Source organism: Streptomyces sp. NPDC007346 (genome assembly GCF_040703535.1).
GTDB lineage: Bacteria > Actinomycetota > Actinomycetes > Streptomycetales > Streptomycetaceae > Streptomyces.
Genome location: NZ_JBEYKR010000067.1, coordinates 15,704 through 37,455 on the forward strand (window position 1 = coordinate 15,704; position 21,752 = coordinate 37,455).

Below are 21,752 nucleotides of genomic sequence, written 5' to 3' on the forward strand. Positions count from 1 at the left end.
GGCGCCGGTCGGTAGGGTCGTGCGGCGGGAACGTTCCGGCGTGGAGGAGGGGTGGCGGAGTGAGGGTCAGGGAGAGCGATCTACGGCTGGACGACGGCCGCACGCTCCATGTGTACGACACCGGCGACGGCTCCCCCGCCGACGGCGGCCTCGTCGTCCTGTGGCACCACGGCACGCCGAACACCGGCTCACCGCCCGCGCCGCTCTTCCCCGCCGCCGCAGAGCTGGGCATCCGCTGGGTGTCGTACGACCGTCCCGGCTACGGCGGCTCGTCCCCGCTCCCCGGCCGGGACGTCGCGTCGGCCGCCGCCGACGCGCGGGCCGCCGCCGACGCGCTGTCCATCGACCGGTTCGCCGTCCTGGGCCACTCCGGCGGCGGCCCGCACGCGCTGGCCTGCGGGGCCCTGCTGGCCGACCGGGTGCTCGCCGTGGCGACGGTCGCGGGACTCGCCCCGTACGGCGCCGAGGGGCTCGACTGGTACGCGGGCATGGCGCACTCCTCGGCGGCCTCACTGCGGGCGGCGGCCGAGGGGCGCGCGGCGAAGGAGGCGTACGAGGCGGGCGCCGGGTACGACCCGGAGATGTTCACCGCCGCCGACCACGAGGCGCTGGCCGGTGCGTGGTCCTGGTTCGACCAGGTCGTGGGGCCCGCCCTGGAGGGCGGCCCGGACGCCCTGATCGCCGACGACCTCGCCTACGTCGCGCCGTGGGGCTTCGACCCAGCGACGATCACCGCGCCCCTGCTCCTGCTCCACGGCGACCAGGACCGGATCGCCCCCGCCGCCCACAGCCGCTGGCTCGCGGGGCGCTGCCCGACGGCCGAACTGCGGCCGCGCCCGGCGGACGGGCACATATCGGTGCTCGGCGCGGGGGCCGAGGCTTTGGAGTGGCTGGCGGCCCGGCACGGCTGAACCTGTGTGACACCGGGGGGCGAGCCACGCGGCTGCACAATCCGTGTGACACCTGGGGGGGCGAGCCACGCGGCTGGACCCGTGCGACACCGGGGTCCAGGCCGCCACCCTCGTACGGACGCGCGCCCCGCGCCGCTCCGGCCCGGACGGGGGACGATGGCTCCACGGACGACCGTTCGGCGACCGTTGCACTCCCGTCACTCGAACGGCACAACCCCACTCCAGCCTCATCTCATATCTGAGATAACCTGCCGTCATGTCAGACGACTACCTCGCACGCATCGGCAAGCTCATCCGTGACGCCCGGCAGCACCGGGGCTGGACACAGACGCAGCTGGCCGAGGCGCTCGGCACGAGCCAGAGCGCCGTCAACCGCATCGAGCGCGGCAACCAGAACATCAGCCTTGAGATGATCGCCCGCATCGGCGAAGCCCTCGACAGCGAGATCGTGTCGCTGGGTTACTCCGGGCCCATGCACCTGCGGGTCGTCGGTGGCCGCCGGCTCTCCGGCGCCATCGACGTGAAGACCAGCAAGAACGCCTGCGTCGCGCTGCTGTGCGCCTCGCTGCTCAACAAGGGCCGCACCGTCCTGCGCCGGGTCGCCAGGATCGAGGAGGTCTTCCGGCTCCTGGAGGTGCTGAACTCCATCGGGGTGCGCACCCGCTGGATCAACGAGGGCGTGGACCTGGAGATCGTGCCGCCCGCGCAGCTGGAGATGGAGGCGATCGACGCCGACGCCGCGCGCCGCACCCGCTCGATCATCATGTTCCTGGGCCCGCTGCTGCACCGGATGGAGCAGTTCACCCTGCCGTACGCGGGCGGCTGCGACCTGGGCACCCGCACGATCGAGCCGCACATGATCGCGCTGCGCCGGTTCGGCCTGGAGATCGCGGCGACGGAGGGCCTGTACCACGCGCAGGTGGACCGTTCCGTCTCCCCCGGCCGGCCCATCGTGCTGACCGAGCGCGGCGACACCGTGACCGAGAACGCCCTGCTGGCCGCCGCCCGCCACGAGGGCACGACGGTCATCCGCAACGCCTCCTCCAACTACATGGTCCAGGACCTGTGCTTCTTCCTGGAGGCGCTGGGCGTACGGGTCGACGGCATCGGCACGACGACGCTGACCGTCCACGGGGTCCCGCAGATCGACGTGGACGTGGACTACTCCCCCTCCGAGGACCCGGTCGAGGCGATGAGCCTGCTGGCCGCCGCGGTGGTGACCGAGTCCGAACTCACCATCCGCCGGGTGCCGATCGAGTTCCTGGAGATCGAGCTGGCGGTCCTGGAGGAGATGGGCGTCGACTGCGACCGCACCGCGGAGTACGCGGCCGACAACGCCCGCACCCGGCTGGTGGACCTGACGGTCCGGCCCTCCAAGCTGGAGGCGCCGATCGACAAGATCCACCCGATGCCGTTCCCCGGCCTGAACATCGACAACGTGCCGTTCTTCGCCGCCATCGCGGCCTCCGCGCACGGCCAGACCCTGATCCACGACTGGGTCTACGACAACCGCGCGATCTACCTCACCGACCTCAACCGCCTCGGCGGCCGCCTCCAACTCCTCGACCCCCACCGGGTCCTGGTAGAAGGCCCCACCCGCTGGCGCGCCGCCGAAATGATGTGCCCGCCCGCCCTGCGGCCCGCGGTGGTGGTGCTGCTGGCGATGATGGCGGCCGAGGGCACCTCCGTACTGCGCAACGTCTATGTCATCAACCGGGGTTACGAGGAGCTGGCGGAGCGGCTCAACTCGGTGGGGGCGCAGATCGAGATCTTCCGGGACATCTGAGAGCACTGAGAAGAGGTAGCGTGAATCCCCTCCTGACCTGCAGGTATGCAAGCCAGGAGGGGATTCGGTTTCATCTGTGGGACTTCTCAGGAACCTTCAGGCCGAGCCAGGAGACTGCCGGTCCCAGGAGCTGAGGGATGGATTGCCGTCACTACACGTAATGGGAGCACCGGACGGGGTTCGGCCTGAGCGACTCACGGACGAGGACAGGCCGGGCCGGGTTCTCGGCTCACTACCTTTTTGTCACGCCCAGACACCTTCCACGAGCCCGTCCCGCTCACTGCGGAGACAAGCTCGCGCATCATGCCCCTTACCGCTCCCCTCCGGTCATAATGGAGGCATGCCCTCCACCCCACAGCGCCCCGCACCCGCGCCGAGCGGCCTCTCGGACGCGGCCGCTGAGGATCTCGCGTTGTACCGGGAGAAGTTCCAGCGCCGTCTGCCGGAGTCGCTGGACGAGTTGCACGGCCCCACCCAGGGAGTCGTGGTGCTACCGCTGCACATGGCCTGGTCCGGGATGACGTCGTACGACCTGAGCAAGCCGCGCCAGCGCATGGGCCTGTACCGCACCGTCCTGCACGAGGGCCTGCACGACGATCTGCCCCGCTACCTCAACCAGGGCCTGCTCCTCCAGCTGTGGCCGGTGCTGCGCACACTCGTCGGGCGCACCGTGCGCACCGTGTGGGAAGATGCCTTCCCCCAGCTCGCCTCCCGCACCTGGGCCGCCGCGTGACGGACATGCCGGAGCTGCACACGCGGCTCCTGGCGGATGTGATCACCCTCGGCTCCCCGTATCCCCTGGTCCTCACCGGCGGGTATGCCGTGCGGGCGCACCACCTCGTCAACCGCCCCAGCCAGGACCTCGACGTCGCCACCGAGAACCCGGCACCCATGGCCGACATCGCCGCCACGCTCCGCGCCGGCCTGGAAGCCCGCGGGTGGAAGGTGCACGCGCTGGAGACCGCCCCGCTGTCCGCCCGCTTCACCGTGGCCGATCCGGCCACTGGGCAGGAATGCGAAGTCGACATCCTCAAGGAAATCTTCTGGCGGCCTGTCGCCCAGAGCGCGTACGGGCCCGTCCTCGCGGAGGAGGACGTGATCGGGACCAAGGTCCGCGCCCTCGCCGACCGCGGAGCGCCCCGCGACCTGATCGACGTGTTCGCGGCCTCCCGCCGCTGGACCAATACCGAGCTCGAGGAGTTCGGCCGCCGCCACGCCCGAGGCCGCTTCGAGCGCGAGGACCTGCAATCGAACCTCACGGGCGCCGAGTGGACCGACGACGAAGCTTTCTCCGCCTACGGCCTCGATGACGCCGCCATCACCGCCCTTCGCGCCTGGGCCTTGAAGTGGGCCGACGACCTCGCGGCCCGCCTCCTCGAAGGGGCCGATGATGTGGACAGCGAATAGTCGGGTCCCACTCCCCCCGAGACCCGCACGCGCACTCCCAGGCAGCGCAGGCGCCGTCGGGCCGACGGCAAGGTACGGGAACAGCTCAAGGACGAGCGCTCCGGCAGCGGGCCCCGGGATCTGGAGAATCCTGTGGCGCTGCTGGAGGAACTCACCGAGCTGGGTGTGATGACCAGGCGCAGCGGAGAAGCGATCGACCTGCCGGACATCTACCGGCTGGTGTTCGACATCAGCCGCAAGCGCGGCGTGCCCCGCATGCCCCTCAGCTGACACCGAACCGCGGGCGCGGGGCGGGGCCCGATGTTCCGCCCCGGCAACCGGTTACGGCAGCTCGGCTGCCGACAGTCGTCACACAGGGACGTTGTTCATCGAGCTGCTCTGCGCTGCGCGTTCCGTGCCGCCTGCGGCGCCTCCTCCCCGCTCAGTGTGGCGAGCACGAGGTTGCGCTGCCCTCGGAAGCTGCGGATGACCTGCTGGCGGACGAGGTCGGTACTCGTGCCGCTGGTGCCGATCTGGCCCGTCTCCACCAGGCGGGTGAACAGTGTGTTGTCCAGGTAGGCCGGGACGTTCTTGTAGCCGAACCGGACGGCGCCGCCCCGCCCGTCCTTCAAACGGGCGTCGTCGCGCAGCGATTCGAACTGCCGGCGGGAGAAGTACATGCCGTGGATCATCTCCGTCGTGTGCGGCAGCACGGAACGCGGGTGGCAGAGCTTGATCCAGCTCGGGCTGGGGTCCAGCCGCTGCTCGTCGGCCAGACCGGCGTGCCTCTCCGCGTACCTGTCCAGGCTCTTCATCCGCCTGAGCTCCTTGGCGAGGCTCCTGTCGCTTGTTGGGTAGTAGAAGCCGCCTCTTTCGGCGTCGAGCTTCTTGTACTGCACGAGGACAAGGCTGTGGCGCGTGACGTTGTAGAAGATGATGTCGCAGCCGAGGGCTCGCTCCGCCTGGGTGCGGTTGGCGTTCGCGACCAGCAGGGTGCGGCCGTGCTCACGGAACCTGCGCCAGGCCACGTGGTTGGTCTCCTCGCTGAGCCACCCGTGCATCGCGCGAGTGTCCTGCATGATGAGATGGTCCTCAAGAGCCCGCTGATTACTGAGCTTGTCGGATCGAGCCGGAGGGTCCTGCGGACGCTGCTCTGGTGGGTCGAGCAGTTCGTCAGGATGGCGGGCTGCTCCCACCATGTCGAGGAAGAGCGGGGGCACCGTGTCGTCGTACAGCTCCTCGGCGGGCGGGTCCCACTCCGCCAGCTGTGGGTCCTGCATCCCTGCCATGCGTGTGACGGCCAGCGTCGCGTCGCGCTGCAGTGCCACTTCCTGTGCCGCACGTGAGTCGCCGAAGTCCCAGGAGTCGATGGCTCCCTCGATCAGCTGGACCGCTTCCGTCAGCTCTGGCCGCAGGCGCAGGAGCCGGGCACGTATCGCCTCGCCCGTCCCCTTGCTCTGGTGGCCCTCCTCGACCAGATGGCGCCGCTGGGCCGCGGTCAGTCCGTCGAGCAGTTCGGCGAGCCGAAGAGGCCTGCGCAGTCGGCGCACGTGAGTGACGCGCAGTTGCTGGTCCTGGTCCTTGGCCCCACGTCGGCGGACGGACTTCCCCACGCGGGTGACCTCGAAGCGCCCGTCAGTGTCCATGGACGCGATCAGGAGCAGGTGACGGCCCTGGGACCACAGATCACGCCCGCGCGTGAACGACCACTCCCAGTCGTGTCGACGGGATTGATGCAGCTTCTCGAGAAACTCCAGGTACTCGTCCTCATTTTCACGGCACTTGATGATCGCCACCATGGCCGTATTCTTGCCGGTCCCTCTGACAGGCCGGTCCCTTCCGGCCATTTACGCGGACTGTTCGCCCTGGCCAGGTAGGCCAGTTCCCCGTCATTGCGCAGCGCATCGACCGGCCGGCCGTCCAGGTGCGGGTCCTGGATGCGGGACTCCATCGGGCACAACAGCCACAGGCCGTGTGGCTCCTCCGACGGCCTGCGGGAGGCTGCTTGGAAGGTGACCAGGAACGTACGGCCGCCCTCGTCCCAGTACCGGGCGACCAGACCCGCGTCGTGGAAGAAGAGCGCCGTGCATGGTTCGGCGAAGCGGGCGGCGAGGTCGTCGGCGACGCGTTGCCACACGACGCGGACGAACGTGGCGAGGCCCGGCTTCGTCTGGCCCGGCGCGGAGGCCGCGTCGGCGCGCAGGCCCGTCCGCCGGTCCTGGCCCTTCTCCTCGACGAGCCGCTTGAACCGAAACAGGCACCGCGCGCAGTTCGCGCACCACCTCGGCACGTCCTGGGGGGCTCCCGTTCGGCGAGCTTTCCGCGGTCGTGCCGAGTTCCGCCGCGTAGTCGGCCAGTTCATGGGGGTTCGAGTCCGTCCGGTACCGGGCAGGGACTCGGACGCCAGCAGCACCGTGTCGCCGCGCCGGTGCACGGCGAGGCGGGGTTCATGGCGCTCCTCCTCACGGGTTGCCGCCTCGTCGGCGGCCCGGACGACCGTCAGTGACTCTGGGCCGGCACGCGCTCGGGGCTGTCTTCCTGCGCCCGTGCAGGGTCCACAGCTCCTGCGCGGCGGTCATCACTCGACCGAAGTTCGCGACGATCTCCATCCGTTGCTGCCACGGCATGGCCTCCTCAACGAATCGTCCCTCGAGATCCGCCAAATCCCTGGTGGAGCCTCTCGCCATGGACTGACTGCGCGGCTGCTCGTGAGGCCAGTCACGCAACGGTGACATCCTGCCCGCAACGGTTCAAACGGGAGTCTGCTTCCGCCTGCCACATCCCAGGTGCTGGCAGGCCACCTGAGAGAAACTCAACGAGAAATACCCAAGGAGGCTTCTCTCCTCCTGGTACACAGGACTGCGCACCTCCATCACGGCTTGAAGTCACTCCGTCAGTGCGAGCCGGCGGGTCGCTCCTTTCCCAGGGGCGAGCACTGGTAGCGAACCCCTCGGCTCACCATCCTGAAGCGGTCGCGTCCCTGAGCCGAGAACGGGTTCGGCAGGTCGAAGACGCGGCGTTCCTCCGGGACGAGGGCGCGGGTGATCAGCAGGATGCGGTAGCGGTTGCTCCGGGCGTGACTGCGGGCCGCGTCCACCTCGGACGGTCCGAGCTCGAACTCCACCCGTTCGGCAACCGGGTCGCTCAGCGCCTTCACCTCGTACAGCCGCGTGGTGTCACGCCAGGCGACCTCGAAGTCGTAGCCGAGGGAGTCGGAAGCCTCGTCGTCGCCGTTGACTACGGCGGCATAGCCCGACACCCACCGCACGTCGGGGTAGTGGCGCTGGAGCCAGGCGCGCGCGGCCACCTCCCCGACGAGGCCGATGGCAGACCGCTGGTCCTCACTGGCCCGCTTCGTCTTCGCGACGACGATGCGCGGCTTGGCGGTGGAACCGCTTCCGCTTCGCGGCCGGGGCACACCGGCCACGGTGTCCAGGCGCACCCTGCCCGACTGGGCGAGGAATGCCTCGTCCACGGTCCTCGAGGCGATGTCCGCGATGGTGGAGAGCTGATCGCTTCCGACCCTGACCTCGGCGTCACCGATGGTGATCGTACGCGGAGCCACGATGGTGGAGCCGCTGGAGCCCTGGGACGGTGCCGCCGTCGGCACGAAGTCCTTGTCGGTGAGGCCCAGTGCCGCGGGGTCCGTGGCGTGCGGCATTCCGTCGGGCCATCCCACGGCACGCTCCACCGCGTCGAGCAGGTGCTTCTCCCCCAGTGGCAACAGGTCGCCCAGCCCGGTCCCGTCGATGTGACTCCTGCATTCCATCAGCACCGCTCCATGCCATCCCGCAGGCACCTGAACGCCGTGGCGGTGGCACCAGGCGGTCACCAAAGGGATCAACGTCGGTACGAGCGCGTCGAGTGCGGCCGTGTTGCGCGCGCGTAGTCGGTCGGCGGGCTCGAGTTCTGTGGGCCGCTCGAGGTCGTCGTCGGCTCCGTGTGCCCGGAGCCACTCCCTCACTCTGGCGCACATCGCCTCTTCGGGCGGGGTGATGAAGCGGGGAAGCCAGTCCGGGACCGGCTGGAGGTCGTGCAGACCGCGGGCCGCCGCGTAACCGGAGATGTCCTCGCCCTGCTGAGCGGCAGCGGCGTACCGCTCACGGAGCCGGTCTAGGAGGATTCCGAAGCGGGCACGCACGAAGTCGCCGAAGACCTGTTCATGGCGGTCGGGATAGTAGTCCGGGGAGTATCCGGGACCGAGGGCGGCCATCGCGGCATTGAACTGCTGGAAGTCGATACGCAGTTCGTCCCTGAGCTCGGCCGGTTTCGTGCAGGAGCGGGCCAGGGCGACCAGCTCCGCCGCCGGCAGCGGCAGATCGGACGCCAGTCGGTCGATGATCCCGGCGAGTTCAGACTCACCCGCTGCACGGTTAAGGAGGTGTGCGACCTCCTCATCCCAGGCATCGGCGGCCAGACACGCCAGCACCGGGCGGAGCAGTCTCACCGTGTCCTGCACGTCACCGGTAAGGTTGCGCCGGATCTCCACGACCTTGGCCTCGGTCGTGTCCAGCGCTGCGGCGAGGACACTGTCGTCGACGAGTGTCGGACTGACGCCGCCGAAGCTCCGCTCCAGCTTCACGAGGACCAGTTCCAGAGCGTCCTGCAGCCACGGCCTGCCCAGCAACTGTGCAATGGCGGGCGTCCCCGCCTGCAGTTCGTCCCAGCCTTCCTCGCTCCTCCAGACGACCACCGTGGGGTGATCGTCGTCCGGCAGCGGCAGAGCGCGCGTCGACGACGGCGGTTCGGCCGGTGTCCCGGAAACGGTGATCTCCACGTCATCGGCGTGTACGACGCGGAGGGCCCGAAGTCGTTCGAGCGCGGCACGAACGCCTCGCTCGCTGCGGCGCACGAACGCCCCGGACTTGAGCTCCATGGCAAGTGCGACCACGATGACCAGCCACTCCCTCCCTCTGATGAACACCGCCGCCTGCCCCGACGGCGTGATGGGGGCACCGTCACGATGACGGACCTGCACGTGGGTGGCCGACGTACGTTGTGCCCTCAGTCCATTCGCCTCAGCCAGGCGAACAACGGCGTCACCGGACTCCGCCGGGGCTACGAGGACGGAATGCCCCGTCGGCTCGATAAGGGCTTCCTTCAGAGGGTCCGTCTCGTCACAGACGATGACCGGTACTTCGTCGGACGACGGGGCGAAGGTGCCGAGCACATGGGCGCGACTGACCACGAGACGGGCGCCCTCGCCCCGTGCCCAGGGCCACTGGCCCGTCCGCGCGATGTCCGACCACGCCCGCTCGTAGTGCCGTTTGAACGAGACACTGAGGTACTCGGGCACGTCACCCTTGTCGAGCACATCCGCCAGCTGTTTCACCACCGCCCCGGCGTGGTACGGATCGTCCCACCTGCGGAGTCCTAGCCGGACCAGCCGCTCGACGACGCTTTTGTCGCTAAGCAGGCGCCTCGTCGACAGGGGCAGCGCAGGCACGAAGGCCGGCAGTTCGCCGTCGGCGCTGAACCAGGCCCGGTGGGGCTCAACGAAGGACAGGCCCTCCGGGTCTTCCACGGGGAGCCAGTCCATGCTTCGGAGATATGAGGCCAGAGGAGTGGGCCAAACGTGCGCGTCCTTGAAGGGGTAGGTGGGCCTGTGGACCGTGACCGTGAGCACCTCCTCGTCCCAGGTGCGGAGCCCGTGCATCAGCAGTTCGGCGAACTCGCGTCTGGCGGCGGAGCCGAGCCCGGCGACCTCGGTCGCTCCCGCCAGGTGAGCCGGCGCCTTCGTGAACTCGTACGGCGTGTACGGGTGTGCGAACTTGGTCCACCTACTCCTGACATCGGCCGGCCAGGCTTCGGCGAGAGCATCCTCCAGTCCGAGGCGCATGGCAAGGCCCGAGGGCCGTAGTTCGTATCCTTGGCAGGCCCCAAGTCGTTCCCCGATGGCTCCCGGCCTCAGGCCGTCACACACGCCGAGAGCTTCCAGGAACTCGGTGTAGTCCGCACGATTCCGGACCGGCGCGGGCCAGTCGTCGGGGCCGCTGATCCACTGATCCCGTTGTGCGGCCAGGGCCGAAATCCGGGATCCTCCCTCGGCGAGGAACCGCTCCAGTCGTCGCGCGCCCTCGGTGCCCCAGGCGGGTGAGAAGGAGCAGCGCGCGGCTCTGTCCCACCGGCCGGTGCCGGCCAGCGGCAGCCGGAAGGGAATGCTTGCCAGCCGTCGGCGCTGGGCCTGAGTGAGCAGGGGGTACTGCCGGAAGGCGAAGGTGAGGGCGTCGCGACGGAGCGCCTCCGAAGGATGGCCGGAGAGCAGGTCGTCCAGGGCATCGAAGACGCGGTCCAGTTGGTAGGAGCGCACCAGTTCGTTGCGCTCGAGGAATCCGCGTCCGGCAATGTCCCAGGCGATCACCGGGTGGGTGAACGAGATACGGCGCCGCAGTGCCTTGAGGTCGCCCGGGACTCGGGTGACGGTGTCGCCGCCCGTGATGTCGTTGGGCCCGGGATGGAAGAAGACGGTCGCATCCTGCCTGCCGGACCCGGTCCGGCCCCCGAGGGCGCTTCTCAGCTGCATGTCCTGGGTGAGGATGATGCGCCGCCCCCGCAGCACGGCCTGGTCCCGGGCGAACGCATGGGAGAGGTCGCTGTAGAAGTCCGCCCAGACTTGTCCTGCCGGTTCCGCACCGCCGAGCAGTGACCGGGCCACGGTCTCGGCCCACTCTGCGACCAGCAGTGACGGAGGGCGGAAAGTCCTGGAGAGTACGGCTCTGCACAGCTTGTCCAGACGCGTGTGGCGGGCCGGGCCGACGGACGGGGTCAGCAGGTCGGCTCCCGCCCTCGTGAGTGCCTCGGCGGTGAGGACGCGCCAGGAGCGCTTGCCGTCGGGGCGCCATCCGTAGGAGTCCTGCAGCGAACCCCACGCTTCCCGGCCATGCAAGGGCACGATCGGTTCAGCAGCGAGCTTCTCGTTCAGGGCGGTATCCAGCCTGTCTGGCTCGTCCCAGCACATGAGGTCGAGTACGAGGTCCGCGGCACGGAGGTGCGGGGTCTGCGAGCGGATGCGCCTGCCCAGTTCCACCGTCAACACGGCGAGCTGGTCGAGGAGGAAGGCGTTCAGGGTCACCGTCTCGCTGATGTCGAGACGCGCCAGCTTGGTGAAGAACGGGGCATGGGCATGGCCGGAGAATGGGGCATGGACGCCTTCAGCCATCGGCAGGAAGGTGTACATGCGCCCGTGGGTGAGCGGCGCATCGAGGCGCAGCGCGACCGCCACCCATGCCTTGGCATCCCAGTTCTCCCAGGCGGCGTCGATCTCGCGTGCCTGGGCGCTGCGGCTGATCGCTCCGTTGAGGGCCTCGGAATCAAGTGTGCGGCGTGCCAGCAAATAGCGGCCGGCCCCAGCAAGGTTGACCTCACGTACCCAGTCGTTCTCGCAGGCGACGACCAGGTCCGATGCACACTCGGCACGCGAGAGAACGCTTCGGAAACCAGTGTCGGAACCGTCGCGTACCTCAACGAGGAGTTCGGTGACCCGATCGAGGAAGAGCAGGAGCGGCGCCTCTCCGTCCGCCATGTCCCGGGCCTGCGCCACAGCCAGCCCCCAGGCGTGCCGGTCGCGCAGCGGCAGCCGGACGACCGTGGAGTATCCGTCCTCGGCGAGCTCCTTGAGCAAGGGATCGGTGGCGTCGGCCGGTACCGGCAGTGCCAGCGGGGAGATGTCCTCGATCACCCGGGCCGCGAGTGCCGGGGCGTCCACCAGGGTGCGCACGTCCCCGGGCCTGGCGAAGCGGAAGCAATAGCCGTCGAACACCTGGGAGTCGGGTGAGGACTTCGAGTAGATCTCCGGCCAGTCCGTCAATTGCAGCACGCTGCGGAAACCGAGACCCTTGTTGCCGATTCCCGCACCCGCCGCCTTGCTCGACAGGGCCAGCTCGGTGATGGCTCGGAAGTTCTCCTCGGCGAACACCGCCCCCTCGTTGGCGACGTAGAGGACGCCGTCGTCCTCGTGCGGGACCACCAGCACGGCGATCCTTCCCGGGGCGGATTCACCGATGGCGTCGTGGCCGTTCTGGAGGAGTTCGAGGATCGTGCGGCCCTCATACTCCTGGGCGGTGTCCTCACTCACGGACTTCAGGCTCTCAGCGAACCGCCACGTCTCGCCTGCATCCCTGTAGATCTCGACTCGCCGCCGGGTCAGGGCGAGTACTGCCGACCGGAATTGGTCGCACTCCGCGGCATCCCACATGGACGACATGACGGTTCCCCCTCGTTCGTGCACAACCCTGTGCCTGCCAGAAGCTGGCAGTGCCATCCAACCGAATCAGGGGGCATGATTTCTGGTGAATGTCACAACGTGTGACACTTAGGTAGCCGGCCGCTCTCACTGCTCCACGCATTCGAGCACGCTGCTTCATCGCCTTCGCCGAGGTCACCGACCGCAAGCGTAAGCATTTCCCTCAGCGTGCGACTCCTGCGACCGGCTGCAGCGGACGCAGGCCGTTCGCTGCAGGGCATCGGAATGTGCCTTCGCCGTCCTGTGGAACCGCGTCACCCAACGCCTGCCGCCGAAGGCGCACTGTCGGAGGACACCGCCTGGTCACCGCTGCCTGCAGACGTCGGGGCGTCGGATCGACGAGCGGCCGAAGACACGAGCGGCAGGCCCCGGTGCCCTCCGCACGCCCCCGCAACGGCGCCTGGTGCCTGGAAGCCCACGGTCGCGTAGAGGCCAGGACCGACCGCCAGTCACACGGTTCCCAGGCCGCGTGATCCTCACTGGCCGCGAACCCGTTCGTGAAACGCGCGTTTCTGTTCACTCAGGGCGGACCACCGATGCGCGAACATCGGCCCACACGGCGCTCGTACGCCCTGCGCTAGCCGAAAGAGTCCCTACAGGCAGTGGTAGCCCTCTGGCACATTTCTGGGACTTCCGGCTTCATCAACCGGTACGAGCATGAAACAACTGAAGGCCCATTCGCTCAGGTCAGCGACCACATCCCCCTCATCCGTGCAGGTCACCGCGCTGGCTGGTGTTTTCCGGGACATCTCAGCGGCGGGGTGTCGTGCCCGTTGGGGGCACGGGGCACGACACTCCAACATGCCAACTGACCTGCGGATATACACCTTCACAGCACTCCACTGGTCACTGTTGTCTTTCAGCACCTTGTGCAACGCACGTGCAAGATGATTGTGAATGAGTGACGGTACGTCAAAGAAGCCTGAGTGCCCATCAGCCTTCACGGAGGGTTGTCGCCGAAGCGGCCTCGCAACGTCCGATGTCGGTCGTGTCACGCCGACCGCACCGGCGGACGTGGCCTGCTGCTCGCCGCCGCTCCTCCGACCGGCGGGCATGCCTCCCCCGCCCCGCGGCAAGTCCGTCCGGGTCGAGTTGTCAGAGCCTTGAACAGTGTGTGGCCACGCCCGGTGGGGTTTGCTGCTCGGTCGACAAGACCGGCAACGCGTATCTACGAAGCCCTCCGAGCCCACCAATGACGGCCTTCCTCCTGCCCAACACTGCGGTAGGGCCGGCAGGTTCGGCGCGCCGTCAGGTGACCTGAACCGGTGGGTTCGATACTTCGGGCAGCTACGATCTTCCCCAGCGCAGTCGACGGGTCTCAGGAACCCATCCCTTGCGATGGGCCCTCCGGTCCTGACGTCCGGGTGCTGATCACACCGGATGCTAGTGCCGCATCAGGCAACGTTCGCCCTGTTCACGACGTCGTGAAGGCGCTCGTCTTGGGCATGCTTGTTCCGCCAAATGATGTCGCGGCGGATCATGCTGCCCTGCTCCTTATGGCTGGCGTGGTCGGTGCCGTCAAGGGTGAAGTAGCGCAGGGCCGTGAACTGGGCCTCGATCCGGTTCAGCCACGAGGAGTTGGTCGGGGTGTAGGCGATTTCGACGTTGTTCGCCTCGGCCCAGTCCGCCCCCGACGGCACCGCTTCGTGGTCAGGTGCGGCGAGTAGTTGTCGCACACGATGGCGATGCGCACCTCGGCCGGGTGGAGACTGCACAGGTAACGGCAGAACTCCAGGAACCTCGAGCGATTCTTGGTCTTCTCGATGTGCCCGTAGAGCTGGTCTTTGCCCAGGTCGTAGGCCGCGAACAGGTGCCGGACCCCGTGCGGGCGGGTGTAGGTGGCCCGGCGCCGCGGCCTCGGCTCGCGATCGGGGCCCTTGCCCTTGCCGCCGCGCTCAGCCCACTGGCGTCCGGGGTGAGGCTGCAGGTTGAGCGGGCCGAACTCGTCCATGCAGAAGATGACATCTGGCTCGCCGTTCTCAGGGACGACCTCGCCGTCGGCGATGGCGTAGAGGTGCCCGACACGGACCTTCTTCGCCTCGTAGTTGGGATCGTTCGAGGACTTCCAGGTCTTCACGCGTTGAAAAAAGACGCCCTCCTCGCGGAGCACAATGCGCAGGCCCTCGTGGCTGATGTCGTCGACCACCCCCCTCGGCGACCAGGAAGTCGGTCAGCTTGACCAAGCTCCAGGTCGAAAACGGCAGGCCGTGCTCGGCAGGCTTGGACTTGGCGACCTTCTTGATCTCGCGCCGCTCAGGCAACGAGAAGGTTCTGGGACAGCCGCCCTTGTACTTCGGATACAGCGAGTCGAAGTTGTCCGCGTTGAAGTTGTGGATCACGTCCCGGGCCCGGTCCGCGCTGGTGAACGTCACCGCTGCGATCTTGTCCACCGGCATGCCCTGCGCGGAGAGCAGCACCATCTGTGCCCGCCGCCAGGTCACCACGGACCCGGTGCCCCGGCGAACGATCTGCAATAGCCGCCGCCCCTCGTCGTCATCGATCTCCCGTACACGCACACGTTCAGCCACGTGATCATCCTGGTCGCCTGAGTCTCCTCTGGGGGGCAATCGCAGCCCATAGCCTCTACGATTCAATTCATGGCTCGGTCTGACGATGTGCTGCCCGCGTTCTGGGACGCCGGCAACAACTATGGGGTGCAGCAGCCGCTGACTGACCAGGCTGTGCGGGACGCCGAACGACTGCTCGATGCCGCGCTCCCAGCTTCACTGATTGATCTGTTGCGCGTTCAGAACGGCGGCCAGGTGACAGGTGCTCGGAACGCTTTCCGGACAGACAGGCCGACCTCCTGGAGCGAGGACCACGTTCCGTTCGACCATGTGATGGGCATCGGCCACCGCGAAAGCACAGTCTCGTTGCTCGACAGTCCCTACCTGGTCGAGGAATGGGGTCTGCCCTCGCCTGTCGTGCTCCTCTCGGGCGACGGACCCTGCTGGATCGCGCTGGACTACCGGGCGTGCGGCCGGCACGGGGAACCTTCAGTCGGATGGTTCGACGCTGACTTCAGCGTGGAGTTGGCCCTCGCAGCGGACTTCGGGTCATTCGTCGAGGGCCTCACTTCCGCCAGCGACTTCGGCTGAAGCACCACCGCGAGACATTCGGCTTACCTCGCGAGCAGCAGGACAGTTCCCGTCAACGTCGCGGAAAGGCGAACGTTGCCTGATGCGGCACTAGTTCCCGGTACGGAGTGCACCATGCATTCATCTAATGCTCACGCCAGTTCTCGGCCCCAACCCGGTCGTCACCGGGCAGGCCAGCCTCTGCCTGCGGCTCCTGAGTTCCAGTGAGGTCCTGGCCGCCGGCTCTGGACGACCACCATTCTGCGCGCTGTGGATCGAGGCAGTCTTCGATCACGACAGCGCCTTCAGTACCCTGCGCGGCACCCACCACGGTCCCGGTCCGGCTGCCCACCGCTACTGGTCGACGTTTTGGGGCGACAGCGCCCTGCGCGCATAGCCGAACACACCGATACGTCTACGCCGGCAACGCGGGGAACACGATCACCGAGCCGTCCTTGTCGCGGGCAATCTCAATCGCCACATCTGCCGTACGGCTATTGACTGTGACGCCACGGCCCAGCTGGTGAATCCGGTGCGTCGCGCGCATGAGGCGATCCACTTCACCGGTCGTGAAGACGGGCGCCCGCAAGCCGCTCGGGCGTGCCAGCTCCAGTGCCGACAGGCGCACCAGGACACCGGCGATGTTCGACTCCATTTCGTCGAGGCGCTGCTGATCGCGCCTGAGTTCGCGGGTGAAGTTCTCGAACGGATTGCCGTCGTTGCTCTGTGCGTGCTCGACGGCCTGGAGGACAACCACTCGCCGCTTCAGCGCGATGGCCAGGGAAGCGAGTTCGAGGTGGGTGCGGAACGTACCGCCATGGTCATCGACGCCGGGGAACGCCTTGGTCAGCGTGCCGAGTTCCACGGCCTCGCCCTCGCGCAATCCCTCGAGCGCGCCTTGCCACCGGGTACAGCGGCCGTCGGCCTTGCTCAGCGCCGTGTCGATGGCATGCACCGCCGAGTCGAGTCCCAAGGAGACACCGAGCTTGCCCTGGTCGAGCAGGATGGCCGTGGCTTTGTCGATGGCGCCACGGCAGCCGTCGAGTGTGCTGCGCTCGTCGTCGAGCTTCTCCTCCTGAAGTCGCTCAAGCAGCTCCGTGATGTGTTCGATGGCCTGTTGGCGCCTGCGGTCGGCGTGCGCGCTCACTCCCACCGCCACGGCCATGAGCACGAGCGGAGCGGCCACGGTGAGCGCCGTGCCGCCGACGGCCGCGGCACCGGCGGTCGCACCGGCCCCACCGACCGTTCCCGCCGCTGCCGCGCCTCCGACCGGCACGAATCTCGCTTTGGAAGCGATCCTGCCCGTCGAATTCACGAGCTCACCGTAGATGCCGCCGACCGCCCCCTTCGATACCATCGGGCGGACAATGCCCTGCCCGAACTGGGCGGCGACCTTCGCCGGGACCACCATGCGATATAGGTTCTCGCCGGAAGCGGTCGCTCTGGCCGCCGTAAGAGAACTTCGCGTCGATTGCGTGATGAACTGTGACAGGTGCTGCGCCAGGGGACTCGCGGCGTCGAGCGGAATGCCACGGCCTCGGTCGATCTTGTCAGGCAGCGGATGTACCTCAAGTGTGACGATCGGCTCGTCGGCCAGAGCGGCCAGCACTCCGCGCAGTTCAGCCAGGCGTTCAGCTGTCATCGACTCGCCCGCGGCCAATCCCGGCACTCGGACGTCAGCGGTCGCCAACGTCCACACCGGCACGGTCGTCTTGCGGTCGTCAGTCATCGTCTCCCCCTTGTTCCCGACAGCAGCTTACGTCTGACATCGAATGCGACGATCCCAACCCGCGAATCCGCCCATCCGTCCAACCCGTCCAGATGCCGGGGCAACCGGCTCCCCTGCCAGCCCAGCACCAGCCGCTGCCGGGTGCGGGTGATCATGACCTGGTACGCCATGCGCAAGGTCGCCGCCGTGGGGCCGGTGACGGAGTCGAATTCCGTGTCGGCGATAACGAAGCCGATGCCTTGGTGCTGGCGCGGTGGACGACGCCGGGGCGGGCGAGTTCGAGGTCGCGATAGCGACCGGACGAGGACTCCGAGCTGTAAAGCTGAGGTTCGTGGGCGAGGCCGACGCGTTCCAGGAGCCGCATCAAGTCGGCGCCCAGGCGCATGGTGTTGACGATGACACCAATACGGTCCCGCGGGTGCCGGGCCGCCAGACCGTCGATGTCGTCGGCCAGGTCCCTGGAGTAGGAATAGTGGCGGACCACGGGCAACGTCCCGCTGCGGAAGGGGATTTCGGGTCGGACGCCGCCTGTGCGAAAGTGTTCAGCGGACCTACACCACACCGTCCACCAAGTTCGCCGATGGTAGGAAGCCCGCCGACTAGTATAACTGATCGTTTCAGAATGAGTTGAACCGCAGGACTTGCATCTAGCGATCTTGGTCGGCAGGGTGTCCGGGTGCGTGCTGATCTTGTTCCGGATGACTTGTGGGAGCGCGTGGCTCCGCTCCTGCCACCCCCTCCTGAGCGGCGTCGTCGCCACCCCGGGCGACTGCGTGTTCCCGACCGGGCGGCCCTCACCGGGGTGATGTACGTACTGCGGACTGGCGTCGCCTGGCGTGATGTCCCGGCCGAAACGGTCGGCTGCTCCGGGGTGACGACCTGGCGCCGCCTGCGAGACTGGACCGAGGCAGGCGTCTGGCCTCGCCTGCACGCAGCCCTGCTGGCCGAGCTGCGCCGCGCCGACCTGCTGGATCTTGAACACTGCGCTGTTGACGGCTCGCATGTCCGGGCCCTCAAGGGGGGATCATGTCGGCCCTTCGCCAGTAGACCGCGCCCGGCCCGGCTCCAAGCACCACCTGATAGTCGACCGGCACGGAACCTCGCTCGCCGTCACACTCACCAGCGGCAACCGCCACGACGTCACCCAGTTGCTCCCGCTACTCGACACGGTCCCACCAATCCGGGGGCTACGAGGACGGCCTCGCCGCAAGCCGCGGAACCTGTATGCCGACCGGGGCTACGACTTCGACAAATACCGCCGTCTGCTGTGGAAACGCGGCATCAAGCCGATGATCGCCCAACCCGGCGTCGTCCACGGCTCAGGGCTCGGCAAAGTCCGTTGGGTGGTGGAACGGGCCTTCGCCTGGCTGCACCAGTTCAAACGGCTCCGGATTCGCTACGAACGACGCGCCGACCTTCATCAGGGCCTGCTCGAACTGGCATGCAGCCTCATGTGCCTCCGCCGCCTGCGGACCGCACGATGAAATGAGCGGTCAGTTGAGCATGATCGGATTGGTGAGTGCGGCGACGTGCCCGCTGCGATGGCGGACCTCGATGCGGACGAACGCTGATTGTTCCGCTGTCGTGTCCCACTGCCCCGCTCCCGCCCCGTCATCAGGGAGGGGGGCCCGGTGGACCTTTCCTCGATCGGTGTGGAAGCTGACAGTCCCCGCCGGCACACCTCGTACTGCCGCACGCACTTCCACCTGCTCACCATGAGTCGCGAGCCGCTCGCCCACCCCGGCAACGCGGCCGGCCGCATGGGCGGTGAACGACACGTCCACATCCGCCGACTCGGCGATCCAGCTGCGGCCGGCGCATATCCCGGCCAGCACTGCCTCTGTGCTCAGTTCCTCAGCGAAGACCACGGTGTGAGGGATCCCTATCTGCCCTTCCAAGTGGGTATCGCTGTTGCCCATCGCCGGCCGCCACGAGCCCGTGCGAAGGTCCGCCGCGAGGCTCCGCCCCCATTCAGCCAGGGCCGCCTCGTTGTCGGCATTCCAGGGCCGGTCCGAAGTCCACAGTCCGTTCCATACCTCTACCACGTCGAAGCCAAGGAAGGGGAACATGAAGTCGCCCGAGGGGTAGGGCGCATGCGGGTGTGCGGCCACGCACAGGCCTCCTGCTCGGTGGACCTGGTCCAAGCACTTGTCCACCAGTCCGTCCCTGACCTGGTGGCTCCAGTCGACGACCTCGCCCGGGTCGAGGCCGAGTGCGAGCCAGTGCCCGGTCTCCGTGGTCACCTCTTCGCCGAGAAGAATCAAAAAGTCATCGGCGGCCAAATGCCCCCACACCCCCGGGGCCGCGACCGAGTTGTGCTCCGTCGTCGCGATGAAGTCGAGCCTGGCCGCCCTCGCCCGGACGGCCAACTCTTCGGGGGTGAGTTCTCCGTCCGAGTGGACGGAGTGCACGTGGCAATCTCCGCGGTACCAGGCCGCCCCGCGTCCGACCGCCCGCGCCGACGGGAAGCTCAAACTCGACAAGGTTCTCCTCCAGAGTCCTGTCGAGCCAACGTGCCAACCGGGACACCCGTTCCATCGCACGCTAAGCACACTCTCGGCCGAGACGTCAGACCAAGATCTCATTCTGAAACGATCAGTAATACTCCAGCAGCGGATCGTGTCCTGAGCTGGCAGTTGTCGTTGTCCTGGTATGGAGGGGATTGCTGAAGTCGCTGGCTGGGCCGCGGAGTTGGATTCATTGTTCGCTCGGGTGGCGGGCCGGTTCGCTCGGGCGGATCTGCGCTGGCGGATGCGGGACTATGTCCGCGGCCTGCTGGGTCAGGCGCCACGCAAAAACGGCTGGCAGCTCGCGGAATGGGCGGGGCACCGCACTCCGGACGGTTTCCAGCGGCTGTTGAACAGCAGTGTCTGGGACGCGGACGCTCTGCGCGACGACGTCCGCGCCTACGTCGGCGAGTCCCTTGGCCCCGGTGGTGTGCTGATCATCGACGACACTGGGTTCGTCAAGAAGGGCACCACCTCGGCCGGGGTGGGCCGGCAGTACACCGGCACCTCCGGGAAGATCGACAATTGCCAGATCGGCGTGTTCGCCGCCTACGCCACCGGTTCGGGCCGGGCCCTGGTCGACCGGGAGCTCTACCTGCCGAAGGCATGGGCCTCGGACCGTGAGCGGTGCCGGACGGCGAAAATCCCTGACGAACGCGGCTTTGCCACCAAGGGCGAGCTGGCCCGGGGAATCGTCCGCCGCTGTCTGGCCGCCGGCCTGCCGGCCGCCTGGGTCACCGCGGACGAGGCGTACGGGCAGGACTGGAACTTCCGCCGCCTGCTCGAACAACTCGGCCTGGGTTACGTCGTCGCGGTGCCCAAGTCCCAGCAGATCAAGTCACTGGCCAGTGCCTGGCGCATCGACCAGCTCATCGACGAAGCCCCCGTCGATGCCTGGCAGCGGCTGTCCTGCGGCGACGGAGCCAAGGGCCCGCGCGTTTATGACTGGGCCGCGGCGAAACTGCCTGCCAACATCGTCTTCGACCCGGATCCGCCGTCCCATCACCGCTGGGTGCTGGCCCGGCGCAGCCTGACCGATCCCGGCGAGATCGCCTACTACCTCGCCCACGCACCCGTCGGCGTCGAGATCGACGAACTTGCCCGGATCGCCGGCAGCCGGTGGGCGATCGAGGAGTGTTTCCAGGCCGCGAAGAACGAGTGCGGCTTGGACGAGTACGAGGTCCGCCGCTACATCGGCTGGTATCGGCACATCACCCTGGCCATGCTCGCCCACGCCGTCCTGGCCGCACTCGCCGCCCAGGCCGACGACGCAACCGCAAAGGGGGTTGCAGAAACGGATCAGCCATCGTCCCGCTCACCGTGGCAGAGATCCGACGGCTCATGGACACTCTGCTGCCCCACCCAAGAACCGACCGCAACCCCGTCACCCACGCACTGAACTGGTCGGCCTGGAGAAGACGTCGCCAGGCCACCGCCCGCAGCTGCCACTACCGAAAACGCAGCTCAGGACACGATCCGCTGCTGGAGTAGTAAGTACATCAAGGACTCCGCCGAGTGCACCGCGGCCGACGACGCCGACAACGCGGCAGGCTGGATCAAGAACCGGTTCTCCTACTGCCAGGACACACTCGTCCTGATGCCCGCCATCAAGTGCGGCCTGTGGCCCCCGGGGTGCTACCTGCACGGCGAGTTCATCGCCACGCAAACCCTCATCGGCCAGGGCAAGATCGGCTCGTTCGACAACAGCGAATACACCCGCTGGGCCGACTTCGACCTGAACCTCGACGTCCACTGGATCGGCGGCGACTTCGGCAAGCCCGGCGCGAAAATAGAAGCGAGCCTTCCGTGCGAAGGCACCTGGGCCCCGGGCAACTCCACCGCGATACAGGAAAGGGCCTGCTACTTCGGGGTCTACGAAAGCCGTGAGGACTCGCCCAACGGGTGGAAAACTGACGGCGACACCAAGCTCGACCTGTGGTCCACCACCCCCACGCTTCCCAACGTCGCGGTCGGTGACCAAGTGGCAGTCGGCAAGTTCACGCCGAAGCTGGACTTCACCGTCGGCGCGGCGGCGGCGTTCGAGGACCAGGCGTATTTCGAACAGACCTGCCGCCAGGTGATCGACAGCCGGGAGCAGCTGGTGGCGCAGTTGA

Annotated in this window: 14 protein-coding genes and 1 pseudogene; 9 read left to right on the top strand and 6 right to left on the bottom strand. The window is 67.9% G+C overall.

What is annotated here, in order from left to right:
• Nucleotides 1-59 precede the first annotated feature (59 nt).
• The 5 genes from AB0917_RS18915 to AB0917_RS18935 all read left to right on the top strand — a co-directional run bounded on the left by AB0917_RS18915 (nt 60) and on the right by AB0917_RS18935 (nt 4,374).
• Nucleotides 60-911 carry an alpha/beta hydrolase gene (locus AB0917_RS18915; protein ID WP_366820714.1) on the top strand — a complete coding sequence of 284 codons (852 nt, stop codon included), beginning with the start codon at nt 60-62 and terminating at the stop codon, nt 909-911.
• 256 nt (nt 912-1,167) lie between these two features.
• Nucleotides 1,168-2,697, top strand: coding sequence for a UDP-N-acetylglucosamine 1-carboxyvinyltransferase (locus tag AB0917_RS18920; protein ID WP_366820715.1), 1,530 nt, complete (start codon nt 1,168-1,170; stop codon nt 2,695-2,697).
• 340 nt (nt 2,698-3,037) lie between these two features.
• Nucleotides 3,038-3,430, top strand: coding sequence for a hypothetical protein (locus tag AB0917_RS18925; RefSeq protein WP_366820717.1), 393 nt, complete (start codon nt 3,038-3,040; stop codon nt 3,428-3,430).
• A 5-nt stretch (nt 3,431-3,435) separates the two neighbouring features.
• Nucleotides 3,436-4,104, top strand: a complete 669-nt coding sequence (locus AB0917_RS18930) for a nucleotidyl transferase AbiEii/AbiGii toxin family protein (protein ID WP_366820718.1) — start codon at nt 3,436-3,438, stop codon at nt 4,102-4,104.
• Nucleotides 4,105-4,236: 132 nt separating this feature from the next.
• Nucleotides 4,237-4,374: a hypothetical protein gene (locus AB0917_RS18935; protein WP_366820719.1), complete on the top strand. Its 138-nt coding sequence runs from the start codon at nt 4,237-4,239 to the stop codon at nt 4,372-4,374.
• A 95-nt stretch (nt 4,375-4,469) separates the two neighbouring features.
• Here AB0917_RS18935 and AB0917_RS18940 read toward each other — a convergent pair whose 3' ends face one another.
• The 4 genes and pseudogenes from AB0917_RS18940 to AB0917_RS18955 all read right to left on the bottom strand — a co-directional run bounded on the left by AB0917_RS18940 (nt 4,470) and on the right by AB0917_RS18955 (nt 14,853).
• On the bottom strand, nt 4,470-5,729 hold the full coding sequence (locus tag AB0917_RS18940; protein ID WP_366820720.1) for a hypothetical protein: 1,260 nt from the start codon (nt 5,727-5,729) through the stop codon (nt 4,470-4,472).
• A gap of 8 nt (nt 5,730-5,737) precedes the next feature.
• The gene (locus tag AB0917_RS18945; protein WP_366820721.1) at nt 5,738-6,373 is read right to left on the bottom strand and encodes a hypothetical protein; all 636 of its coding nucleotides are present in this window, start codon (nt 6,371-6,373) and stop codon (nt 5,738-5,740) included.
• Nucleotides 6,374-6,976: 603 nt separating this feature from the next.
• Nucleotides 6,977-12,286: a hypothetical protein gene (locus AB0917_RS18950; RefSeq protein WP_366820722.1), complete on the bottom strand. Its 5,310-nt coding sequence runs from the start codon at nt 12,284-12,286 to the stop codon at nt 6,977-6,979.
• A gap of 1,433 nt (nt 12,287-13,719) precedes the next feature.
• Nucleotides 13,720-14,853 (bottom strand): annotated as a pseudogene (locus AB0917_RS18955) (IS630 family transposase).
• A gap of 69 nt (nt 14,854-14,922) precedes the next feature.
• Between AB0917_RS18955 and AB0917_RS18960 the strand changes: the two are divergent.
• Complete coding sequence (locus AB0917_RS18960; protein WP_366820723.1) at nt 14,923-15,423, top strand: SMI1/KNR4 family protein; 501 nt, start codon at nt 14,923-14,925, stop codon at nt 15,421-15,423.
• A gap of 394 nt (nt 15,424-15,817) precedes the next feature.
• On the opposite strand, the gene AB0917_RS18965 is transcribed toward AB0917_RS18960, so the two are convergent.
• A complete protein-coding gene (locus AB0917_RS18965) occupies nt 15,818-17,131 on the bottom strand; it encodes a hypothetical protein (RefSeq protein WP_366820724.1) in 1,314 nt (437 codons plus the stop codon).
• Between the two features lie 676 nt (nt 17,132-17,807).
• On the opposite strand from AB0917_RS18965, the gene AB0917_RS18970 reads away from it, so the two are divergent.
• Nucleotides 17,808-18,615, top strand: a protein-coding gene (locus AB0917_RS18970; RefSeq protein ID WP_366820725.1) for an IS5 family transposase whose coding sequence is annotated in 2 segments (ribosomal slippage) — nt 17,808-18,148 and nt 18,147-18,615 — 810 coding nt in all. Because the reading frame shifts where the segments join, the coding sequence is not laid out codon by codon here.
• A 9-nt stretch (nt 18,616-18,624) separates the two neighbouring features.
• Here AB0917_RS18970 and AB0917_RS18975 read toward each other — a convergent pair.
• Nucleotides 18,625-19,614: a CehA/McbA family metallohydrolase gene (locus AB0917_RS18975; protein WP_366820726.1), complete on the bottom strand. Its 990-nt coding sequence runs from the start codon at nt 19,612-19,614 to the stop codon at nt 18,625-18,627.
• Between the two features lie 169 nt (nt 19,615-19,783).
• On the opposite strand from AB0917_RS18975, the gene AB0917_RS18980 reads away from it, so the two are divergent.
• Both AB0917_RS18980 and AB0917_RS18985 read left to right on the top strand, forming a co-directional pair.
• The gene (locus tag AB0917_RS18980; RefSeq protein ID WP_366820727.1) at nt 19,784-21,037 is read left to right on the top strand and encodes an IS701 family transposase; all 1,254 of its coding nucleotides are present in this window, start codon (nt 19,784-19,786) and stop codon (nt 21,035-21,037) included.
• Between the two features lie 198 nt (nt 21,038-21,235).
• Nucleotides 21,236-21,752, top strand: a 517-nt coding sequence (locus AB0917_RS18985) for a hypothetical protein (RefSeq protein WP_366820728.1), incomplete at its 3' end; no start/stop codon positions are given.